This window comes from Acidimicrobiales bacterium (assembly GCA_036378675.1).
Taxonomy (GTDB): domain Bacteria; phylum Actinomycetota; class Acidimicrobiia; order Acidimicrobiales; family Palsa-688; genus DASUWA01.
Window position 1 is genome coordinate 47,262 of the sequence record DASUWA010000032.1, and the last position, 16,627, is coordinate 63,888.

General features: G+C 65.2%; 15 protein-coding genes. 13 read left to right on the top strand and 2 right to left on the bottom strand.

Annotated features, from left to right (window positions below):
* Window positions 1-65: 65 nt before the first annotated feature.
* Both VFZ97_11570 and VFZ97_11575 read right to left on the bottom strand, forming a co-directional pair.
* The gene (locus VFZ97_11570) at window positions 66-3,689 is read right to left on the bottom strand and encodes a tetratricopeptide repeat protein (protein HEX6394073.1); all 3,624 of its coding nucleotides are present in this window, start codon (window positions 3,687-3,689) and stop codon (window positions 66-68) included.
* A gap of 161 nt (window positions 3,690-3,850) precedes the next feature.
* A complete protein-coding gene (locus VFZ97_11575) occupies window positions 3,851-4,129 on the bottom strand; it encodes an Lrp/AsnC ligand binding domain-containing protein (GenBank protein ID HEX6394074.1) in 279 nt (92 codons plus the stop codon).
* 146 nt (window positions 4,130-4,275) lie between these two features.
* Between VFZ97_11575 and VFZ97_11580 the strand changes: the two genes are divergently transcribed.
* From VFZ97_11580 to VFZ97_11640, 13 genes are all read left to right on the top strand, one after another.
* Window positions 4,276-5,655, top strand: a complete 1,380-nt coding sequence (locus VFZ97_11580) for an NYN domain-containing protein (protein ID HEX6394075.1) — start codon at window positions 4,276-4,278, stop codon at window positions 5,653-5,655.
* Window positions 5,656-5,694: 39 nt separating this feature from the next.
* Complete coding sequence (locus VFZ97_11585) at window positions 5,695-5,892, top strand: hypothetical protein (protein ID HEX6394076.1); 198 nt, start codon at window positions 5,695-5,697, stop codon at window positions 5,890-5,892.
* Between the two features lie 36 nt (window positions 5,893-5,928).
* Entirely contained in the window at window positions 5,929-7,458 is a 1,530-nt protein-coding gene (locus VFZ97_11590) for an adenylate/guanylate cyclase domain-containing protein (protein HEX6394077.1), read from the top strand.
* 47 nt (window positions 7,459-7,505) lie between these two features.
* Window positions 7,506-8,762, top strand: a complete 1,257-nt coding sequence (gene sepH / locus VFZ97_11595) for a septation protein SepH (protein HEX6394078.1) — start codon at window positions 7,506-7,508, stop codon at window positions 8,760-8,762.
* Complete coding sequence (locus tag VFZ97_11600; GenBank protein HEX6394079.1) at window positions 8,704-10,071, top strand: QueG-associated DUF1730 domain-containing protein; 1,368 nt, start codon at window positions 8,704-8,706, stop codon at window positions 10,069-10,071. The genes sepH and VFZ97_11600 overlap by 59 nt, the downstream gene beginning before the upstream one ends.
* On the top strand, window positions 10,068-11,222 hold the full coding sequence (locus VFZ97_11605) for a glycosyltransferase family 4 protein (protein HEX6394080.1): 1,155 nt from the start codon (window positions 10,068-10,070) through the stop codon (window positions 11,220-11,222). Before VFZ97_11600 ends, VFZ97_11605 begins: the two co-directional genes overlap by 4 nt.
* 82 nt (window positions 11,223-11,304) lie before the next feature.
* Window positions 11,305-11,772: an SRPBCC family protein gene (locus tag VFZ97_11610; protein HEX6394081.1), complete on the top strand. Its 468-nt coding sequence runs from the start codon at window positions 11,305-11,307 to the stop codon at window positions 11,770-11,772.
* Between the two features lie 27 nt (window positions 11,773-11,799).
* Window positions 11,800-12,285 carry a glutathione peroxidase gene (locus VFZ97_11615; GenBank protein HEX6394082.1) on the top strand — a complete coding sequence of 162 codons (486 nt, stop codon included), beginning with the start codon at window positions 11,800-11,802 and terminating at the stop codon, window positions 12,283-12,285.
* Between the two features lie 6 nt (window positions 12,286-12,291).
* Window positions 12,292-13,266, top strand: a complete 975-nt coding sequence (locus tag VFZ97_11620; GenBank protein ID HEX6394083.1) for an ROK family protein — start codon at window positions 12,292-12,294, stop codon at window positions 13,264-13,266.
* 9 nt (window positions 13,267-13,275) lie between these two features.
* Window positions 13,276-14,451, top strand: coding sequence for an aminotransferase class I/II-fold pyridoxal phosphate-dependent enzyme (locus tag VFZ97_11625; protein ID HEX6394084.1), 1,176 nt, complete (start codon window positions 13,276-13,278; stop codon window positions 14,449-14,451).
* A 46-nt stretch (window positions 14,452-14,497) separates the two neighbouring features.
* Window positions 14,498-15,235 (top strand): lysophospholipid acyltransferase family protein, encoded by a 738-nt coding sequence (locus tag VFZ97_11630; protein ID HEX6394085.1) that lies wholly within the window; start codon window positions 14,498-14,500, stop codon window positions 15,233-15,235.
* A 56-nt stretch (window positions 15,236-15,291) separates the two neighbouring features.
* Window positions 15,292-15,972, top strand: a complete 681-nt coding sequence (locus tag VFZ97_11635) for a hypothetical protein (protein HEX6394086.1) — start codon at window positions 15,292-15,294, stop codon at window positions 15,970-15,972.
* A complete protein-coding gene (locus tag VFZ97_11640) occupies window positions 15,959-16,627 on the top strand; it encodes a TIGR03085 family metal-binding protein (protein HEX6394087.1) in 669 nt (222 codons plus the stop codon). The genes VFZ97_11635 and VFZ97_11640 overlap by 14 nt, the downstream gene beginning before the upstream one ends.

The following is a 16,627-nucleotide window of genomic DNA, read 5'->3' on the forward strand; positions in this document are numbered from 1 at the left end:
GGGGACGGTAGTTCAGACACAGGTGGCGCCTGGGGCGAAATGGCCGTTTGTCTTAGGCGTCCTATCTACTGGTTGGACGTACAGAGGCATATAGCCAGGTCACGAGCAGCGTCCTCGTCGAGGTCCCGTCCCGCCGCATCCTGCTTGACGGCGTCTTCGCCCAGTCGCTGCCGGACCTTGGAAAACTGAGCCTCTATCTCCGCCTCCTGTGCCGCTACCCGGGGCGATCCGATCGATTCGCGCAGCGCCGACGCCGCACCAAGGAGCTGGAGAGCCGAGAGGGGATCCGATTCCGCGGCCATCATTGCTATGTCCTCAAACAAGAGGCACTGTGCCCACTTGTCTCCGGCGATGCTGTAGGTGCTCAGCGCATCTGCATAGTGGCGGCCTGCCGCTGATTTATCCTCAAGCTCACGTGAAGCGTTACCCAGGTTGTGCCGCGCGATCGCCATCATCCATGTATCACCGACCTCCATCTCGATTCGGAGCGCTTCCTCGAGGTGATCTCTCGCCGAGGGGTAATCGTGGCGGAGGAAGGCGATCATCCCGAGGTTGTTTCGTGATACGCCGATTCCCCATCTGTCGCCGATCCGGGTTCGGAGCGCCAGCGCCTGTTCGTTGAGGGACTGCGCTTGGTCGTAATCCTCCTCGTACTCCGCAACGATGGCGAGATTGCTGAGAACGGATGCCTCGGCCTTGTGGTCGCCCAAGGAGACGCGGATGCTCAGGCTCTTCCCGTACTGGTGGCGGGCCTCCGGGTAATCGCCGGTCTGGGCTGCGATGGTGCCGCGGAGGTGGGCAACCCGTCCGAGCCCGGCAGTGTCACCTAGCGAATCGAAGCTTTGGCCGGCGATGTCGAGTTCGTCCACCGCGAGGTCGAAGCGCCCTTGCTTTCGGATTGGGTCGGCCCTGGCGGTCCGGGCCTGCGCTGCAGCACGGTCGTCGGCGAGCGTGTCTGCTAGCTGAAGGGCTTCGGTAAAGGCTGCTTCTGCCTCGGCCCACTCTCCTTTGAGCTCGAGCACTGCGCCGAGCTTCATCAGCACCGCAATTCGATCGACATCGGTCAGCAGCGGCGCGACTCGACGGAAGTAGTCGACCGCTGCCTCGTTCGCATACTGAGCTTGAGCTGCGTCGCCGGCCCTGACCAGATACTCCCGCTTCTTGTCATCGTCGCTGCTGAACCAGAAGTGGTGTGCGAGAAGGTCGAGCGCTTCCGGGCTGGTGTTTTCGAGCCAGCTCCCGACCCGACCGTGAAGGACGGCTCGTTGAGCAAAGGGGAGACTGTCGTAGGCAACCTCACGGGTCACTGCGTGTTTGAACGCGTAAGCCGACTGTGCGGGGTCCTCTGGCTGCACCAAGTCCTCGGTGCACAGATTGCGCAGGTAGCCGTCGACCTTCCTTTTTCGGCCTAACTCCGGGTACGCGCCAATAAGAGTCCCCACAGCGAACTGGCGCCCGACCACGCTGGCGACCTTCAAGGTTCGTCGCGGAGACTCCGCCAGCATGTCGATGCGCGACAACACCAGGCTCGCGAGACTGTCGGGCAGCTCGACCGACGCAGCCGACGTCCTGTCGCTGATGTCGACGTCGTGCGCGCGCAGGTAGTTGACCAGCTCTTCGAGATAGAAGGGATTGCCGTCGGCCAAATCGGACAAGCGATCGAGCAGGGACTCTGGTGGAGTGATCTCGCCGAAGAGTTCGCTCAGCCGCGAAGCGAGCAACTGTCGACTGCTCGCGTGATCGAGCCGGGTGAGATCGAGAACGGTGGAATTTCGGAGGCTCTCTGCGGTGAACGAACCCGGGCGGTAGGTGAGTAGTACCAGCACAGGAATCGCTTGCACGACTCGACTGAGAGCTTCGAGGAGATCCAAAGAGAGCGCGTCAACCCAATGACAGTCCTCCAAGACCAGCAGGAGCGGCTCCTGCGCAGCCCGGAGGGTCAAATACCTGAGCAGGAGCGACTCCAACGACTCCTTGCGCAACTTGGCCTCGAAGGTCCGGGTCAGGTCGTTGTCGTCGATTGTCATCCCGAGCAAGGGCCCCAACAACGGCAGGCGAGGAAGCAGACCGGGGTCGATTGCGGCGATGGCCCGGGTTGCGGCGGCCAGCGGATCGCCATCTGCGCTTACCTCCAGGAGGCCGGTCCATACGTCCCGCCAAACGAGGTAGCTGGCAGATCCGACCGACGACGCTGCCCCAAGGAAGACTCTCAGGGCACCGTCTTCGAGCACTTTGACTGCTTCAGAGACGAGACGCGATTTTCCCATCCCGGCATCGGCCACGACGCCAACGACCCGGCCCTTTCCGAGACGAGCCTGTTCGGCCACATCGAGGAGGGTGTTCAGCTCGGAGGCGCGACCAATTAGCTCATGTGATGGACGCCGATTTCTGGCAAGAGACGACCGGCTTCTTTCTGCGAGCCTTCTCACCCGGACCGGAGCCGCTTTACCCTTAACCGTGAGATCCGGAAGCTGCTCGAACACGAAGCTGCCGCCCGCCTCATCGACGATCCCGGCGGTGACGTAGGCCTGCCCGATCGGTGCGTTGGACATCAGGCGAGCGGCAAGGTTCACCGCGTCGCCGACGCAGGTGAACGCCCGCCGGTGGTGATGGCCGCACGTGCCGCTTCGCAGGCGACCCTGCGAGATCCCGACCTGAATGTCGGTCGCCGACGTGACCCCCTCGAGAGCCAGCAGGTCCAGAGCTGCAGCGCAAGCTCGTCCCGCGTCGTCTTCGTGGGCTACAGGAGTTCCGAAGACCGCGTGCAGGTATGCCCCTTTGTCACCGATGATCAGTTGAAGCACGCTCCCGCCGTAACCGTGTACCACGCGCTGTGCGCTTCGAATGAACTCGTCGAGCAGTTGCTGAGCGTCGGGATCGTTGTCGTAGTCGATGCCGCCGAAGTGGACGAACATCGGTACCGAAGGCCTAAGTTCGGCGAGGAAGTCACCGTGCCCGGCCGCAACCCGGTCGTAAACCGGCGGAAGGAGCCACTCTCGAATGATGGAGGTGGACAGCTCCGGGTACGGGGGAGGGGGCGCAAGACCAGGAGGGGGGCCCTTCAGCGACATGACGACACCGACGCGCTCGAACGCCTCGCCTCGTATTAGGGCGAGGTCAAGCTGTCCGGCCAAGCGGTCAAGCGTGGCCGAGTCGACGACCACCTCGCCTGTCTCCGAGTGATGTTCGGCGTTGGCCAAGCGGTCCATAAGCGATCCCGCCAGCACGTCGATCCTCTGGATCTCGGGATCTCCGGCGACGAACCGCCGGGCGTTTCCGGTCGCTATGGCCACCTTCATTCCCAGCTGGACGGTTCTGCCTCCGGGTGTCGTGATGGTTTCCACGCGGGTCATGGCTTCCTGCATCGCCAAGCCGCATGCCACCCCCAACGAGCCGTCGTCCCCGTCGAGCCAGCATGTGACCGCGTCGCCTGCGAAGTAGATCACACTTCCGCCGAAACGGTGAAGCTCGCCGAGCACCGCGTCGAAAACGCGATTGATCGCGATCGTGATCTCCTCCGCACCTCGACGTGGTCCGAATTCGTCGACAAAGGCCTCGGTGAGCGGTGTGTACCCGGAAATGTCCGCGAACAAAGCCGATCCGCTGACTCTGTCCGGCATGACGCGGCGGTCTGCGAGGGCTCTCCTGCGATCCCCGGCTATGTAGGCGTCGATGTTGTCTGCATCCATATCGTCAGCGTTCGAGCCCGGCCGGCCGGCCGGCTGGAGCGTCGCTGAGCTCGTTGAAACATGGTTCCCCCGCGCCACCGCAGGACAGTACATCGAGCGATCCCGTTGATACCGGCTGTTTGACCTTTTAGCCCGAACGCTTCGGTACGGTCCCGGGGGTCCTAGTCCGATCCCAGATCCCACATGGCTTCGAGATCGTGGCGGCTGTAGGCCTGGAAGGCGATCAGAGTGCGGGTGTCGACCACACCCTTGAGCTGAGATATCCCTCTTGTGACGACATCGGCGAGTTCGTCGTGGCGCCGCACCCGGACGACCGCGACGATGTCCGCGTGCCCGGCCACCGAGTACACCTCAGCCACTCCGGGGAGTTCGGCTAGCTCGACGGCCAGATCGGCGACCCGTGCGGGCTCCCCGTCAATGAGCACGAAGGCGTGAACCATGGCCGTCGAGGCTATCTCTTGGTCGAAAGGTGCAGGCCCTTGGTCGGAAGGTGCAGGCCCTTGGTCGGAAGGTGCAGGCCCTTCGTTCGAACTGCGCCGGCCTTGTCCTGCGCCGGAAACTGGCTCGCGCCGATACGATCCCCCGGGTGGCAGCGGCGGAACCTCCGGTCTCCATGTTGCGGCCTGCGCTGGAGTTGGCTTGGGCGGTGGCCAAGGTTGGCAGCCAGTCGAGGCCGCCTCTGCCGGTGCCCGGCCGTCTGCGCCCTCTTATGAAGGCCAGCAGGCTTCCGGATCGGATGCTGAACACGGTCCGCGACGTGCTGGAAGGCGACGGCGCCTTTCGCGAGCGGGTCGTACACGCGGCCGAAGAGGAGATTCTCGGTCGGCCCTCATGGCTGTGGCTCACCCGGCCGGAAGGCTGGGAGGAGGAACTCGGACAGCTGGTCGACGAAGCTGCGCGGTTGGAGGAAGCCGAGGAGGAAAAAAGGACCACGAGGGCGACGCAGCGCCATCTCGACGAAACCAACGCCGCGCTCCAAAAGTTGCGAGCTGAGATGGCATCGCTTCAAACCCTCAACTCTCAACTTGAGGTTGAGGTGAGCCTGGCCAGAAAGGGCCGCCGAGAGGCGGAGGAGGCGGACACGAAGATTAGGTCCGCCCTCGAGGACGCCCGAGCCGGGCAGGAGGAGCTCCGGGCCACGGCCGCCCAACTCGCAGCTCGTGTAGAGGAGCTCCAAAACGACGAGCGCGCCGCTCGCGATCGAGCCACCAAAGCCGACCGCGAGCGGGACGAGGCTCGTCGCGAAGTCGAGGTGCTGGACCTGGCCCTGGCGCAGGCGCAGCGGCAAACGGTTTCAGGGAACGCCGAAGCCGACTCTCTCCGCCGGTTGCTGGCGGACGTCCTCGCTGCGGCTCGTACGGCGGCGTCCGAGGCCGGAATCGACGCTGAAACAATCGACGCTGAAACAGAGACTCGGGCGGAATACGGCGCCGGCGCAGCGCCCGAACCACCGCCGCGGGTTGACGAGATGCTGTCCGGACCGGTCCCGGGCTCTGCGCGGCGGGTCCCGGCTCGCCTCCCGCCCGCGATCTTCGACGAGTCGCCGGAGGCAGCGCAGCACCTGGTCCGCTTGCCGGGGGCCGTTCTCGTTGTCGACGGGTACAACGTCACCCTCTCCTCGTGGTCGGGTAGCGATTTGCCGTCGCAGCGCCGGCGACTCGTCGACTCGCTCGCCGAGCTCTCGATGCGGGCAGGCACGGAGGTGCTTGTGATCTTCGACGGGATCGACGACGGGAACCGTCTGCAGATGCCCTCGTCGGTGCGAGGCCGCATGCGGGTCAGGTTTACGGCGTCCGAGGTCGAGGCTGACGAGGCGATCGTCGATCTGGTGGACTCGCTGCCGGCCCAGAGAGCTGTGGTCGTGGCCACCAATGACCGTCAGGTCCGGGAGAGCGCGGCAAGGAGGGGCGCCAACGTAATCACCGTCGATCAATTGCTCGCCGTTGTGGGGCGGGGACGGACCTGACGGGGGTAGACCGTCACATCCGCCTGAGATGATGCGGGCATGACCTCCCTGACGATCAGCTGCGACGACTGCGTCATGCGCCACACCGAAGCGTGCGACGGCTGCGTCGTTTCGTTCATTTGCGATCGCGAGCCCGATGACGCGGTGATTATCGACGTGGCAGAGGAGCGGGCGATCCGACTCCTAGGCCGGTCCGGGCTCGTTCCTCCGCTGAAACATCAGACTGCGAGCGGTTGAGGGTTCCGCCAGGCATCCGAAACCTAGACTCCCAACATGGGGGTGACACTGAGTGCGCCAGAGTTCGCCGGTGTCAGGCGGGCAATTCTGGTGCGTGGCGCGACGGTGGCCGCACCGGTCGCCTTTTTCGTCTCCGCATACTTCGCCATATGGCAGCCGGTGTTCGGCAGCTACCCGTGGATTGTGCAGCTTCTCATCAACGTCGGCGAGTCCGTCGGCTACCTGATTCTGATTCTCGGTATTGGCAATCTGGTGCTACGGCAATGGCTCAAACCGCACGACAGATGGGCGGTTGACGGAGAACCCATTACCCCCGAGCTAAGAGAAGCCCTTGTTTCACTGCCAGCTCGGACCGCGACCTGGATCTTCTGGGTCAATATCGTCGCCGTGGTCTTCGGAGCCGCGGGTAACTTCGCTGCTGGCACGTCCACCCGCCAGGAGCTTGCTTACGTAATCGGTTTCCTCCTGACCGGTTTCACTTTCGCAACGATCGTGTACCTCGAGACAGAGCGGGCTCTCCGGCCGCTCTACCGTCTGGCATTCGCGACATCCCTTCCCCGCCGACGAACGGTCGGAGTCCTGCCCCGGCTCGTCATCTCCTGGGCGGTCGGGTCGGCTGTACCGCTCGTATTCATCGCGGTCATCCCTTTGCGGCCAGGGCACCGGAAAGAACTGCCGATCGTTGCTCCCATGCTGTACATGGCAATTGGCGGAGTCCTCGTCGGAGGCGTCACGGCCGTTCTGGCTGCCCGATCGGTGACCGAGCCCATAAACGCGGTACGTACAGGACTCGAACGGGTGCGTGACGGAGAGCTCGATGCGGCGGTGACGGTCACCTCCCCGGGAGTGCTCGGCGCCCTTCAAGCCGGATTCAACGACATGGTCGAAGCGATGCGGTCCCGCCAGTACCTGGAGGACCTTTTCGGACGCCACGTCGGAGAGGAGGTCGCCCGCCAGGCGCTCGATTCCGGCGTCGAGTTGGGGGGCGAGGTGCGAGACGCTTCGGTGCTCTTTGTAGATCTGATCGGGTCAAGCGCATTGGCCGAGCAACAGGAGCCGACGAAGGTCCTCGCCGTGCTGAACGCGCTGTTCGATGCGGTCGCGGCGGAGGTCGCGGCGGAGGCCGGATGGATCAACAAGTTCGAGGGAGACGGGTGTCTTTGTGTGTTCGGCGCGCCCACCCGCCTCGAGGACCATCGCGCTCGTGCTCTCCGGGCAGCTCGGTCTCTGGCTGCTCGCCTCGCAGCCTCTGGAATCGAGACCGGGATAGGAATTTCCTCCGGAGAAGTTGTCGCCGGCAACGTCGGGACTAGCCGCCGCTTCGAATACACCGTGATCGGTCGCCCCGTCAATGAGGCCGCACGGCTGACGGATGCCGCCAAATCCACCGCGGCCGGTGTGCTCGCATCTGCGCGAACCGTCGACTCGGCCGGTCCAGAAGGGGTGAACTGGGAGTCACAGGGATCGTTGGTCCTGCGCGGATTAAGTGATCCGGTCGAAGTTGCCTCGCCACGCACGGCGGACACAGTCGTTGGAAGACCGGCTGCGGGCACGCGCTCCAGCTAGGAAGTAGCAAGCAGGATCCCCCAGCACATACGCCGCAAGCTGCTACTTTGCCCCAGAAGAGCCCGAACGGCGGGCTCAGCGCGCCGGGGGCGCCTGTGCGACAGCTCCACATCGTCGGATTGACCTCGGACCACGATGGGCTGATACTCGCGGGCCGCCGCGGCGCAAAGAACGGCAACTTCGTCATCAAGCTCGATGATGATCTGCTCGAACAGATCGAAGAGGCCCGGCTGGCAAGGATCGATGACCTGCCTGCCGCGCCCGCTGCTCCGCCACCACCTCCCCGACAGCGAGTTGAAAGCGCCCTCAGCCCGCGTGAGATGCAGATGCGGCTGCGCGGGGGAAGAACGGTGGCGCAAGTTGCCGCCGAAGCAGGCGTCGATATCGAATGGGTGGAACGGTTTGCCGCTCCGGTTCTCGCCGAGCAGGCCGCGGCGATCGGACGCGCTCAGGAGTTGGTACTGCACACGCCGAGACGAGGGCAGTCCGATCGGCCTCTCGCTCCGTCGATCAGGCGCAATCTCGCGGATCGCGGAATCCTTCTCTTGGAAGAAGAGTTCGACTCGGCGTGGTCCGCATTCCAGCTCGGCGACAGCGAGTGGATTATTCGCTTCCGCTACCACGCCAGAGGACGCGATCAGCAAGCCGAGTACCTTCTTGAAACGGTGGCGGGAAGCCTGATCCCGAACAACCGGCTTGGCACCGAACTCGGCTACGTGGATCCGGGCCGGCACGCGCCGGCGGTTCGGGAGCTTCCTCCGATGCGAGTTCGTAGTTCGAAGACGGGTCCAGCAAAGAAGACCGTTGCGGAGAAGGCTGCCGTCAAGAAATCTGCCGCCCGAAAGACTGTTGCCAAGAAGCGGGCGACGCCGGCGAAGAAGTCAGCGCCGCCTCGCAAGGTCGCGCGGCCGGCGACCCGCCGCCCAGCCAAATCCTCGTCGAGTTCGAAGAAGCGCCTGCCCGCCAAGACGGCCAGAGCAGCCAGCAAGGCGGCAAGCGGGAAAGCGGCGACCCGCAAAGTGGTGCCGTCCAAGCGGACCGCCGGCGCACGCAAGTCGGCAGCAACCCGGAAGGCCCCGGTCACCAAGAAAGCCGCGCGCGCCAAGAAGGCGAGTCCTACCAGGAAGGCCGCGGGAGCCAAGAGGGCCGGGAGGCCAAGAAAGGCGACGTCCGCCAAGCGGGCCGGGATCAGCCCAAACGTCCCCCGCGTACGCCCGCTCCGCGCCCATCGGGTAGAAACGGGCGGTGCCCGAAACGGCTCGACCCACGGTGTCCGCGCCCTCCAGCTCCGCGCAGCTCGCTGATCTCGCCGATCTCGCGGATCTCGCCAGCGAGCTTCGCCGGCTGGGAAAGCGAGCCGGGCTCGACGCCGTCGGCGTCTGCGACGCGGCTCCGTTCGAAGAGGCTCGGGCGGCACTGAACAACGGGCGCCTGCGCGGCTGGGACGCCGGCATGCAATTCACCTATCGCAATCCGGCTCGATCAACGGACCCATCGCGGGCGCTTCCCGGTGCGCGGGCCATAGTCGTCGGCGCGCTCACGTATGCGAGACAGCCGCCGGCGCCTCCCGACAGGCAACAATCCCACGATAAATCCCGCCCCAAAGGACTGGTGGCTCGTTACGCGTGGGAGGACCACTACGGCACCTTGCGAGGGGCCCTGAACCAGGTGGCCGACCGGCTCCGCGCGGACGGTTGGCGTGCAGCCGTCCTTGTCGACGACAACGCACTGGTCGACCGCGCGGCAGCCGTCCGCGCAGGCCTCGGCTGGTACGGCAAGAACACCAACGTCCTCATCCCCGGCGCCGGGTCATGCTTCGTGCTCGGCTCGGTTGTCACTGACGCTCCGCTCCGCGCCAACGAGCCAGAGCGGGGCGGTTTGGGTGGTGATTCGTCGTTCGGGAGTGGAAATCGACCGAATACCGACGAAAGTCACGCCCAAAAGGCAGACCCACACCCAAACGAAGCCCGCAAGTGCCGGATCGGTGCCACTACCGGCCCCACCACCCGCACGCCGGGCCCAGTCGAAGACGGTTGTGGTGCATGCCGGCGCTGCATCGACGCTTGCCCGACGGGCGCGCTCACTCACGACGAGCCCGGCCATCTCGACGCGAACAAGTGCCTCGCGTGGCTTGTCCAGGCGCCGGGAATCTTCCCGCGGCAATACCGCATCGCACTACACGACCGGATGTACGGATGCGACGACTGCCAGGAGGCCTGCCCGATCAACCGTCTCGCGGAACGCCGTCAGGCGCCACCCGAACCGGCCCAAGACGCTCTCACCGGGGTCGACATCCTCTACATCCTCGAAGCTCCAGACCGCGAACTTCTGAACAAGCTCGGCAGGTGGTACATCCCCAACCGCGATGCGAAGTACTTGCGGAGGAACGCGCTCATAGTTCTAGGCAACACCGGCGACGCAACATCGCCAAGGATAAAGGGTGCGATCGAGCGCGCCATCGCGGACGCAGACCCGATCATCCGGACGCACGCGGTCTGGGCCGCGGCGCGCCTCGGCTACAACGACCTGATCCCATCGAGAGACAATGACCCGCAAGTTCAAGACGAGATAGACGCAGCGGCAACGATCCACTCGAGGACGGTCCACGCGTGATCCATCCCGCGCCCGCCCGGCATGTACTGGTCACGAACGACTTCCCACCGAAGATCGGCGGAATTCAGTCGTATCTCTGGGAACTGTGGCGCCGGCTTCCCCCGGAAGAGGTGACCGTCCTCACCAGTCCCCACGTCGACGCCGACCTTTTCGATCGCGAGCAATCGTTCCGAATCGAGCGCACGCGGGAGCCGGTTCTGCTTCCGAATCCTCTACTGAGCAGGCGAGTGCGCGATCTCGCTACGAGGACACGTTCCGACTTCGTCGTGCTCGACCCGGCCATCCCTCTCGGAATGATCGGGCCGAACCTCGGGCTTCCCTATGCGGTTGTCCTGCACGGCGCCGAGGTCACCGTCCCGGGCCGGCTACCTGGGAGCAAGCGCATGCTTTCGAACGTCCTTCGACAGGCGTCGCTGATCATCTCGGCCGGCGGGTACGCCGAAACGGAAGCTCGCCGCATCGAGCGCGACCTTCCACCCGTCGTGCAGATCCCCCCAGGTGTCGACATAACCAAGTTCGTGCCGCTGCCTCCAATCGAGAAGGCCAGCACCCGCGCGCGCCTTGGCCTCCCTGCCACCGGCCCACTGGTCCTGAGCGTCAGCCGGCTCGTTCCGCGCAAGGGAATGGACGTGCTGATCGAGGCGGCCGCCCGTCTCAAGGCTTCGGGACGGCAACCGGACCTGCACGTCGCCATAGCCGGCCAAGGCCGCGACCGGACCAGGCTCGAGCACCTGATCCACAAAACGGGTGCCCCCGTGGAGCTTCTCGGGCGAATCCCGAGCGTTGACCTTGCGGGTTTGTATGCGTGCGCAGACGTTTTCGTTCTCAGTTGCCGGTCGCGCTGGGGCGGACTCGAACAAGAGGGGTTCGGCATTGTGTTTCTCGAAGCCGGGGCGGCGGGCATACCTGCGGTGGCCGGTGACAGCGGAGGCGCGGCCGAGGCTGTCGTCGACGGCGAAACGGGCATCGTGATCCGCGATCCGACAGATGCTTCCGCGGTTGCCCGGGCGGTCGATGACCTCCTCTCGGACCCGGCTCTCGCCAGCCGGCAGGGTCAGGCAGCTCGCCACCGGGCCGAAACCGAGTACTCCTACGACGTGCTCGCCGGCCGCCTCGCCGAGGCGCTCGCCAAGCTGGCGGGAACGAGTTGACTGGGAATTGACCTTCCGATGAGCCTCGGGCGCGGGTATCGGACTACCGTCTCGGCGAAGCGTCACAGGAGGTAAACCGGCAGTGCAGGAGCAGGTTACCGAGCGCATGCTCATCCGGGGCACTCCCGAGCAGTGCTACGCGGTCCTGACCAGGTTCGATGACTATCCGCAGTGGGCCGCCGACATCAAGTCCGTGGTGATCGCCGAGCGCGACGACGAGGGCCGGGCGTCGCTCGTTACGTTCAGGGCCGCAGCTTTCGGAAGGAGCACTTCGTACACGCTACGGTACGACTACAGCGAGGCACCCACCAAACTCTCGTGGAAGCAGGAGCGAGGCGACATAACCCGGCGCCTCGACGGTTCGTACGAACTGCTGCCGTCGGGTGACGGCGGTGCGGAGATCATCTACAGCCTCATCGTCGACCTGATCGTTCCGCTTCCCGGCTTCGTGAAGCGCAGGGCGGAAGGCCGGATCATGGGCACTGCTCTACGCGAGTTGAAGGCTCGAGTCGAGAACGCCGGCGCGCCCCAGCGCGCGGCGGAGGCATAGTCCGGCAGGGCGTTCTACTGTGTGGCCATGTCTTTTTACGACGTGGCAATCTCGGGCCTCGACGGCTCGCCAATGGAACTGTCCAGCCTCGCCGGCAAGGAGGTCCTTGTCGTCAACGTAGCGTCGAAGTGCGGACTGACCCCGCAGTACGAGGGCCTCGAGCAGCTTCAGCGTCGCTACGGGGACAAGGGGTTCACCGTGCTCGGAGTCCCGTGCAACCAGTTCGCCGGCCAAGAGCCGGGGAGCGCCGACGAGATTCAGACCTTCTGCTCAACCACGTACGGGGTGACGTTCCCTTTGACCGAGAAGGTCGAAGTAAACGGGGAGGGAAGGCATCCCCTCTACGACCTGCTGACCGAGACGCCGGACCCGGAGGGCAAGGCGGGGGACATCCAATGGAACTTTGAAAAATTCCTGGTGTCGCCGGCCGGCAAGATCGTCGGCAGGTTCCGGCCTCTCGTTGATCCGGCATCGGACGAGCTCGTCGGGGCGATCGAAGCCAACCTTCCTTAGCCCGGCGTGCCGGCACCATCGGCTCTCGGGGTAGACGTCGGGGGCACCAAGCTCCTCGCCGTCAGGATGAACGCTGACGGGTCGGCGACGACCGAGACGACGCAGCACAGCCCAAAAGACGGACCGTCGCTTGTGGCTGCGATCCGGGACACTGTCGATCGTTACTGCGACGGTTCCGTGCCCGCGATCGGAGTCGGTGTACCAGGACTCGTAGATGAGGTCGGAACGGTGAGGTTCGCTCCGAACCTCCACGGGCTCTCCGGCCATGAGTTGAAGCCCGCGCTCGAATCCGCCTTCGCCGGGTCGGCGATATGGGTGGGAAACGACGCGACCGGTGCCTGCTGGGGCGAGCGAACCCGCGGCGCCGCCGTGGGGTCGGACGAGGTTCTGATGGTCACCCTCGGGACCGGGATCGGCGGGGGGATCGTCAGCGGGGGGCTGCTGCTGGAAGGCGCCCACCGCTACGCCGGGGAGTTCGGGCACATGGTCATCGACCCGAATGGACCTCTGTGCCCGTGCGGCAAGAAAGGCTGCTGGGAACGCTTCGCTTCGGGTAGCGGGCTTGGCGTGCTTGCCCGCGAGGCGGCGCTGGCGGGAACGGCCGACCGGCTCGTCGAGCTGGCCGGCGGAGATCCAGAAGCCGTCCGCGGTGAGCACGTGACCGCTGCCGCGGCAGAGGGCAATCGGTCGGCTCAGGAGATCATGGACCGCTTCGCGTGGTGGGTGGCCTTGGGCCTGTCGAACCTCGCGAACATCCTCGATCCGGAGCTGATCGTGATCGGCGGCGGGCTGATCACGTCGGGCGATGTGCTCATGACCCCGATCCGCCGGGCTTTCAACGAGCTGGTGGAGGCGCCGGAGGCGAGGACGAGACTGCGGATGGTTCCGGCGGCGCTCGGGGCGGCAGCGGGAGCGATCGGGGCAGCCCTCCGAGCGGAGACGGAGGTTAATGCCGGGGGAGCGGGGGTGCCGGTCAAGTAGTCTTCTCCAGTGGAGTTTCGCAGGATTAATGGGCTTCCCCCCTACGTTTTCGCCATCATCAACGAGCTTCGAGACCAAGCGCGCCACGCAGGTCGCGATGTGATCGACATGGGGTTCGGGAACCCCGACATCCCGAGCCCCGACGTAGCAGTCGAGAAGCTCGCCGAGGCGGCACGCAACCCGCGCAACCATCGCTATTCCGCGTCGCGGGGAATCCCCAAGCTTCGGTTGGCGGTGTCGAACCTGTACCTGAGGCGCTTTGGTGTGGACTTGGATCCCGATACCGAGGTTGTGACCACGATCGGGGCGAAGGAGGGCCTGTCGCACCTGATGTGGACCCTGGTCGGTCCGGGGGACAGCGCGTTGGTGCCGACACCGAGCTACCCGATCCACATCTACGCCCCGCTCTTCGCCGGCGCCGACATCCAGCAGGTGCGGCTCGGCCCGGATCAGGACTTCTTCGGCAACCTCATGGAGAGCTGGGAATCGACGTGGCCGCGGCCGAGGGTGATCGTCTTTTCCTTCCCGCACAACCCGACCACCGAATGCGTGGACCTGGCGTGGATGCAGAGACTGGTCGATTTTGCTCGCGAGCGCGATGTCGTCCTTGTCCACGATTTCGCCTACTCCGACACGTCTTTTGACGGCTACCAGCCTCCGTCGATCCTCGAGGTGCCGGGCGCGAAGGACGTCGCCGTCGAGTTCTACACGCTGACCAAGAGCTTCTCGATGGCCGGTTGGAGAATGGCGTTCATGGTCGGCAACCGCGAGATCGTTTCGGCTCTCACCAAGCTGAAGAGCTACCTCGACTACGGGACTTTCCAGCCGATCCAGATCGCCTCGATCGTCGCGCTCAACGAGGCATCCGAGTACCCGAAGGAAGTCAACGAGATCTACCACTCCCGCCGGAACGCTCTCTGCGAGGGGCTCAACCGGATCGGCTGGGAGCTCGAGAAGCCCAAGGGAACGATGTTCGTGTGGGCGCCGATACCCGAGCCGTACCGGGAGATGGGGTCGCTCGAGTTCGCCAAGTTCCTGGTCACCGACGCCGAGGTCGCAACGTCTCCGGGCGTCGGTTTCGGTCGGGGCGGCGAGGGCTTCGTTCGTTTCGCCCTGATCGAAAACGAGAAGCGGATCCATCAGGCCGTCCGCAACCTGAAGAAGTCGCTCACCAAGCTCGGTTAGTCAGCTCTTTTCAACACAAGCCGCGCAAAACGCGTAGCTTTCGGCCATGGCCTACTGGGCGTTGAAGATCGTGCTCACACCGTTGCTGTACGTCCTCTTCCGGGTCCGACGAGAGGGGACGAACCGAGTACCGCGTACCGGGCCCGTCATACTCGCGTCCAACCATCAGTCGTTCATCGACAGCATCTTCCTGCCGCTGGTGGTGCGCCGGCGGGTCACGTTCGTGGCCAAGGCCGAGTATTTCGAGACCTGGAAGACCGCTTGGTTCTTCCGTGCGGTCGGGATGATCCCCTTGAAGCGGGACGGTGGTTCGGCCTCGACGCGCGCCTTGCTGGCGGCTCGAGAGGTCCTCGAGCAGGGCGGCGCCCTCGGCATCTATCCGGAGGGGACCCGGTCCCCGGACGGACGCCTCTACAAAGGCCACACCGGAGTCGCGCGCCTAGCCATGCAGACCGGGGCACCGGTGATCCCCGTGGCTCAGTTCGGAACGGCCGAGGTGCAGCCGATCGGCTCTCGCGCAATCAAGCCGTTCCGGCGGGTCAGGATCAAGATGGGGGAGCCATTGAGGTGGCCAGGGGAAGTGTCGGAGGATGGCGGGACAGACGGCTCGTCTCTTCGGCATTTCACCGAGCAGATCATGGATGCGATCCAGGATCTGTCGGGTCAGGAACGCGTCCACCACTACGCGAAGAGAGACCGCGGTCTGCGGGCTGCACCGGGATCCGAGGCGGAACCGATTCCTCCGGACGCGCCCGAATCGCTCGCTGGACCGGTGTATTCGTAATACTGGCGTGGCCTCTACGTAACAACCGGTTCATACAGCAGCGCTAGCGTCTGGCCGTGCCACTTTTCGTCCTGCGCGTCTGGGTCCCCGACCGCCCCGGGGCCTTGGGGGCGGTGGCCAGCCGCATCGGCGCCGTCCGGGGGGACCTGATCGGTATCGACATCCTCGAACGAGGCGGGGGCCGTGCTATCGACGAGCTGGTGGTGGAACTTCCGGACGAGGGGCTCGTGCAGCTGCTCGTCTCGGAAGTATCGGAGGTCGACGGCGTCGACGTGGAGGACGTGCGCCGGGCGAAAGATTCCCTAGCCGACCCGAGGCTCGACGCGCTCGAGACGGCGGCGGGGTTAGTTGGGCAGCAATCGGTGGTGTCGTTGTTGAGGTCTCTGGCGCGCGGAAGCATGCGCGACTTCCAATCAGACTGGGCCGCCGTCGTCGAGCCGGGAGCACCGGAGCACGTGGTGTCGGTCGGGCAGGTTCCCTCCGGTCAGTGGCTGTCGGCATTCCTTGCCGGGAGCCGGGCGTCCATATCTCCCAGGGTGGGGGAGAACGGTCCGGACGACGTTGCCTGGGCCGACATGGACGCCGCAGGGCTCGTGCTCGTTCTTGGCCGGCAGGGCCGTCCGTTTCGGGCCCGGGAGCGCCGGCAGCTCACCGCGCTGACGCGGATCGTCGACGCCCGCTGGTCGGAGTTGGTCGTGCGCGCTACGAGGCAGGCTCATCCAAGTGCGCTCCGCTGAGCTCCGGGTGGAGGCCAACAGGATCCCGCAGGTCGGTCACTTTGCTCAGGCGGAGCGGCAGGCGCTGTGTGACCTGTTCATCGAAGTCGGTCCCGACGCGCCAACCCTCTGCTCCGGCTGGAGTACTTCCGACCTTGCCGCTCATCTGGTAGTCCGCGAACGGCGTCCCGACTCCCTTCCCGGCAACGTCCTCTCTGCCCTATCCGGTCACAGCGAGAAGGTTCGGGTTTCGGCGTTGCACGGGCACGGATGGGACGAGCTGGTGTCGCTGATCCGATCCGGCCCGCCGGCCCCTCTCCGCCTGGTGGACGAACCGTTCAACACGGTGGAGTTCTTCGTGCATCACGAGGATGTTCGCCGCGCCACGTCCGGCTGGGAGCCGCGGAAAGTCGAGCCGGAGCAAGACGAAGCATTGTGGGGCCGGCTGAAGGTCATGGGGCGCCTGCTGACCCGCAAGTCTCCGGTCGGAGTTGCTGGCGAATCGCCGGGGTTCGGTTACATGTCACTGAAGGGAGGAGCCCCGCTGGTGGTCCTGCGTGGCTCTCCGGGAGAGCTGGTGCTGGCCGCCTTCGGCCGTGGCGCGCACGCACGCGTCGTGTACGAAGGCGACGACCTGTCGGTGGAACGCTTGAAGCACACCAGCCTCGGCGTCTGA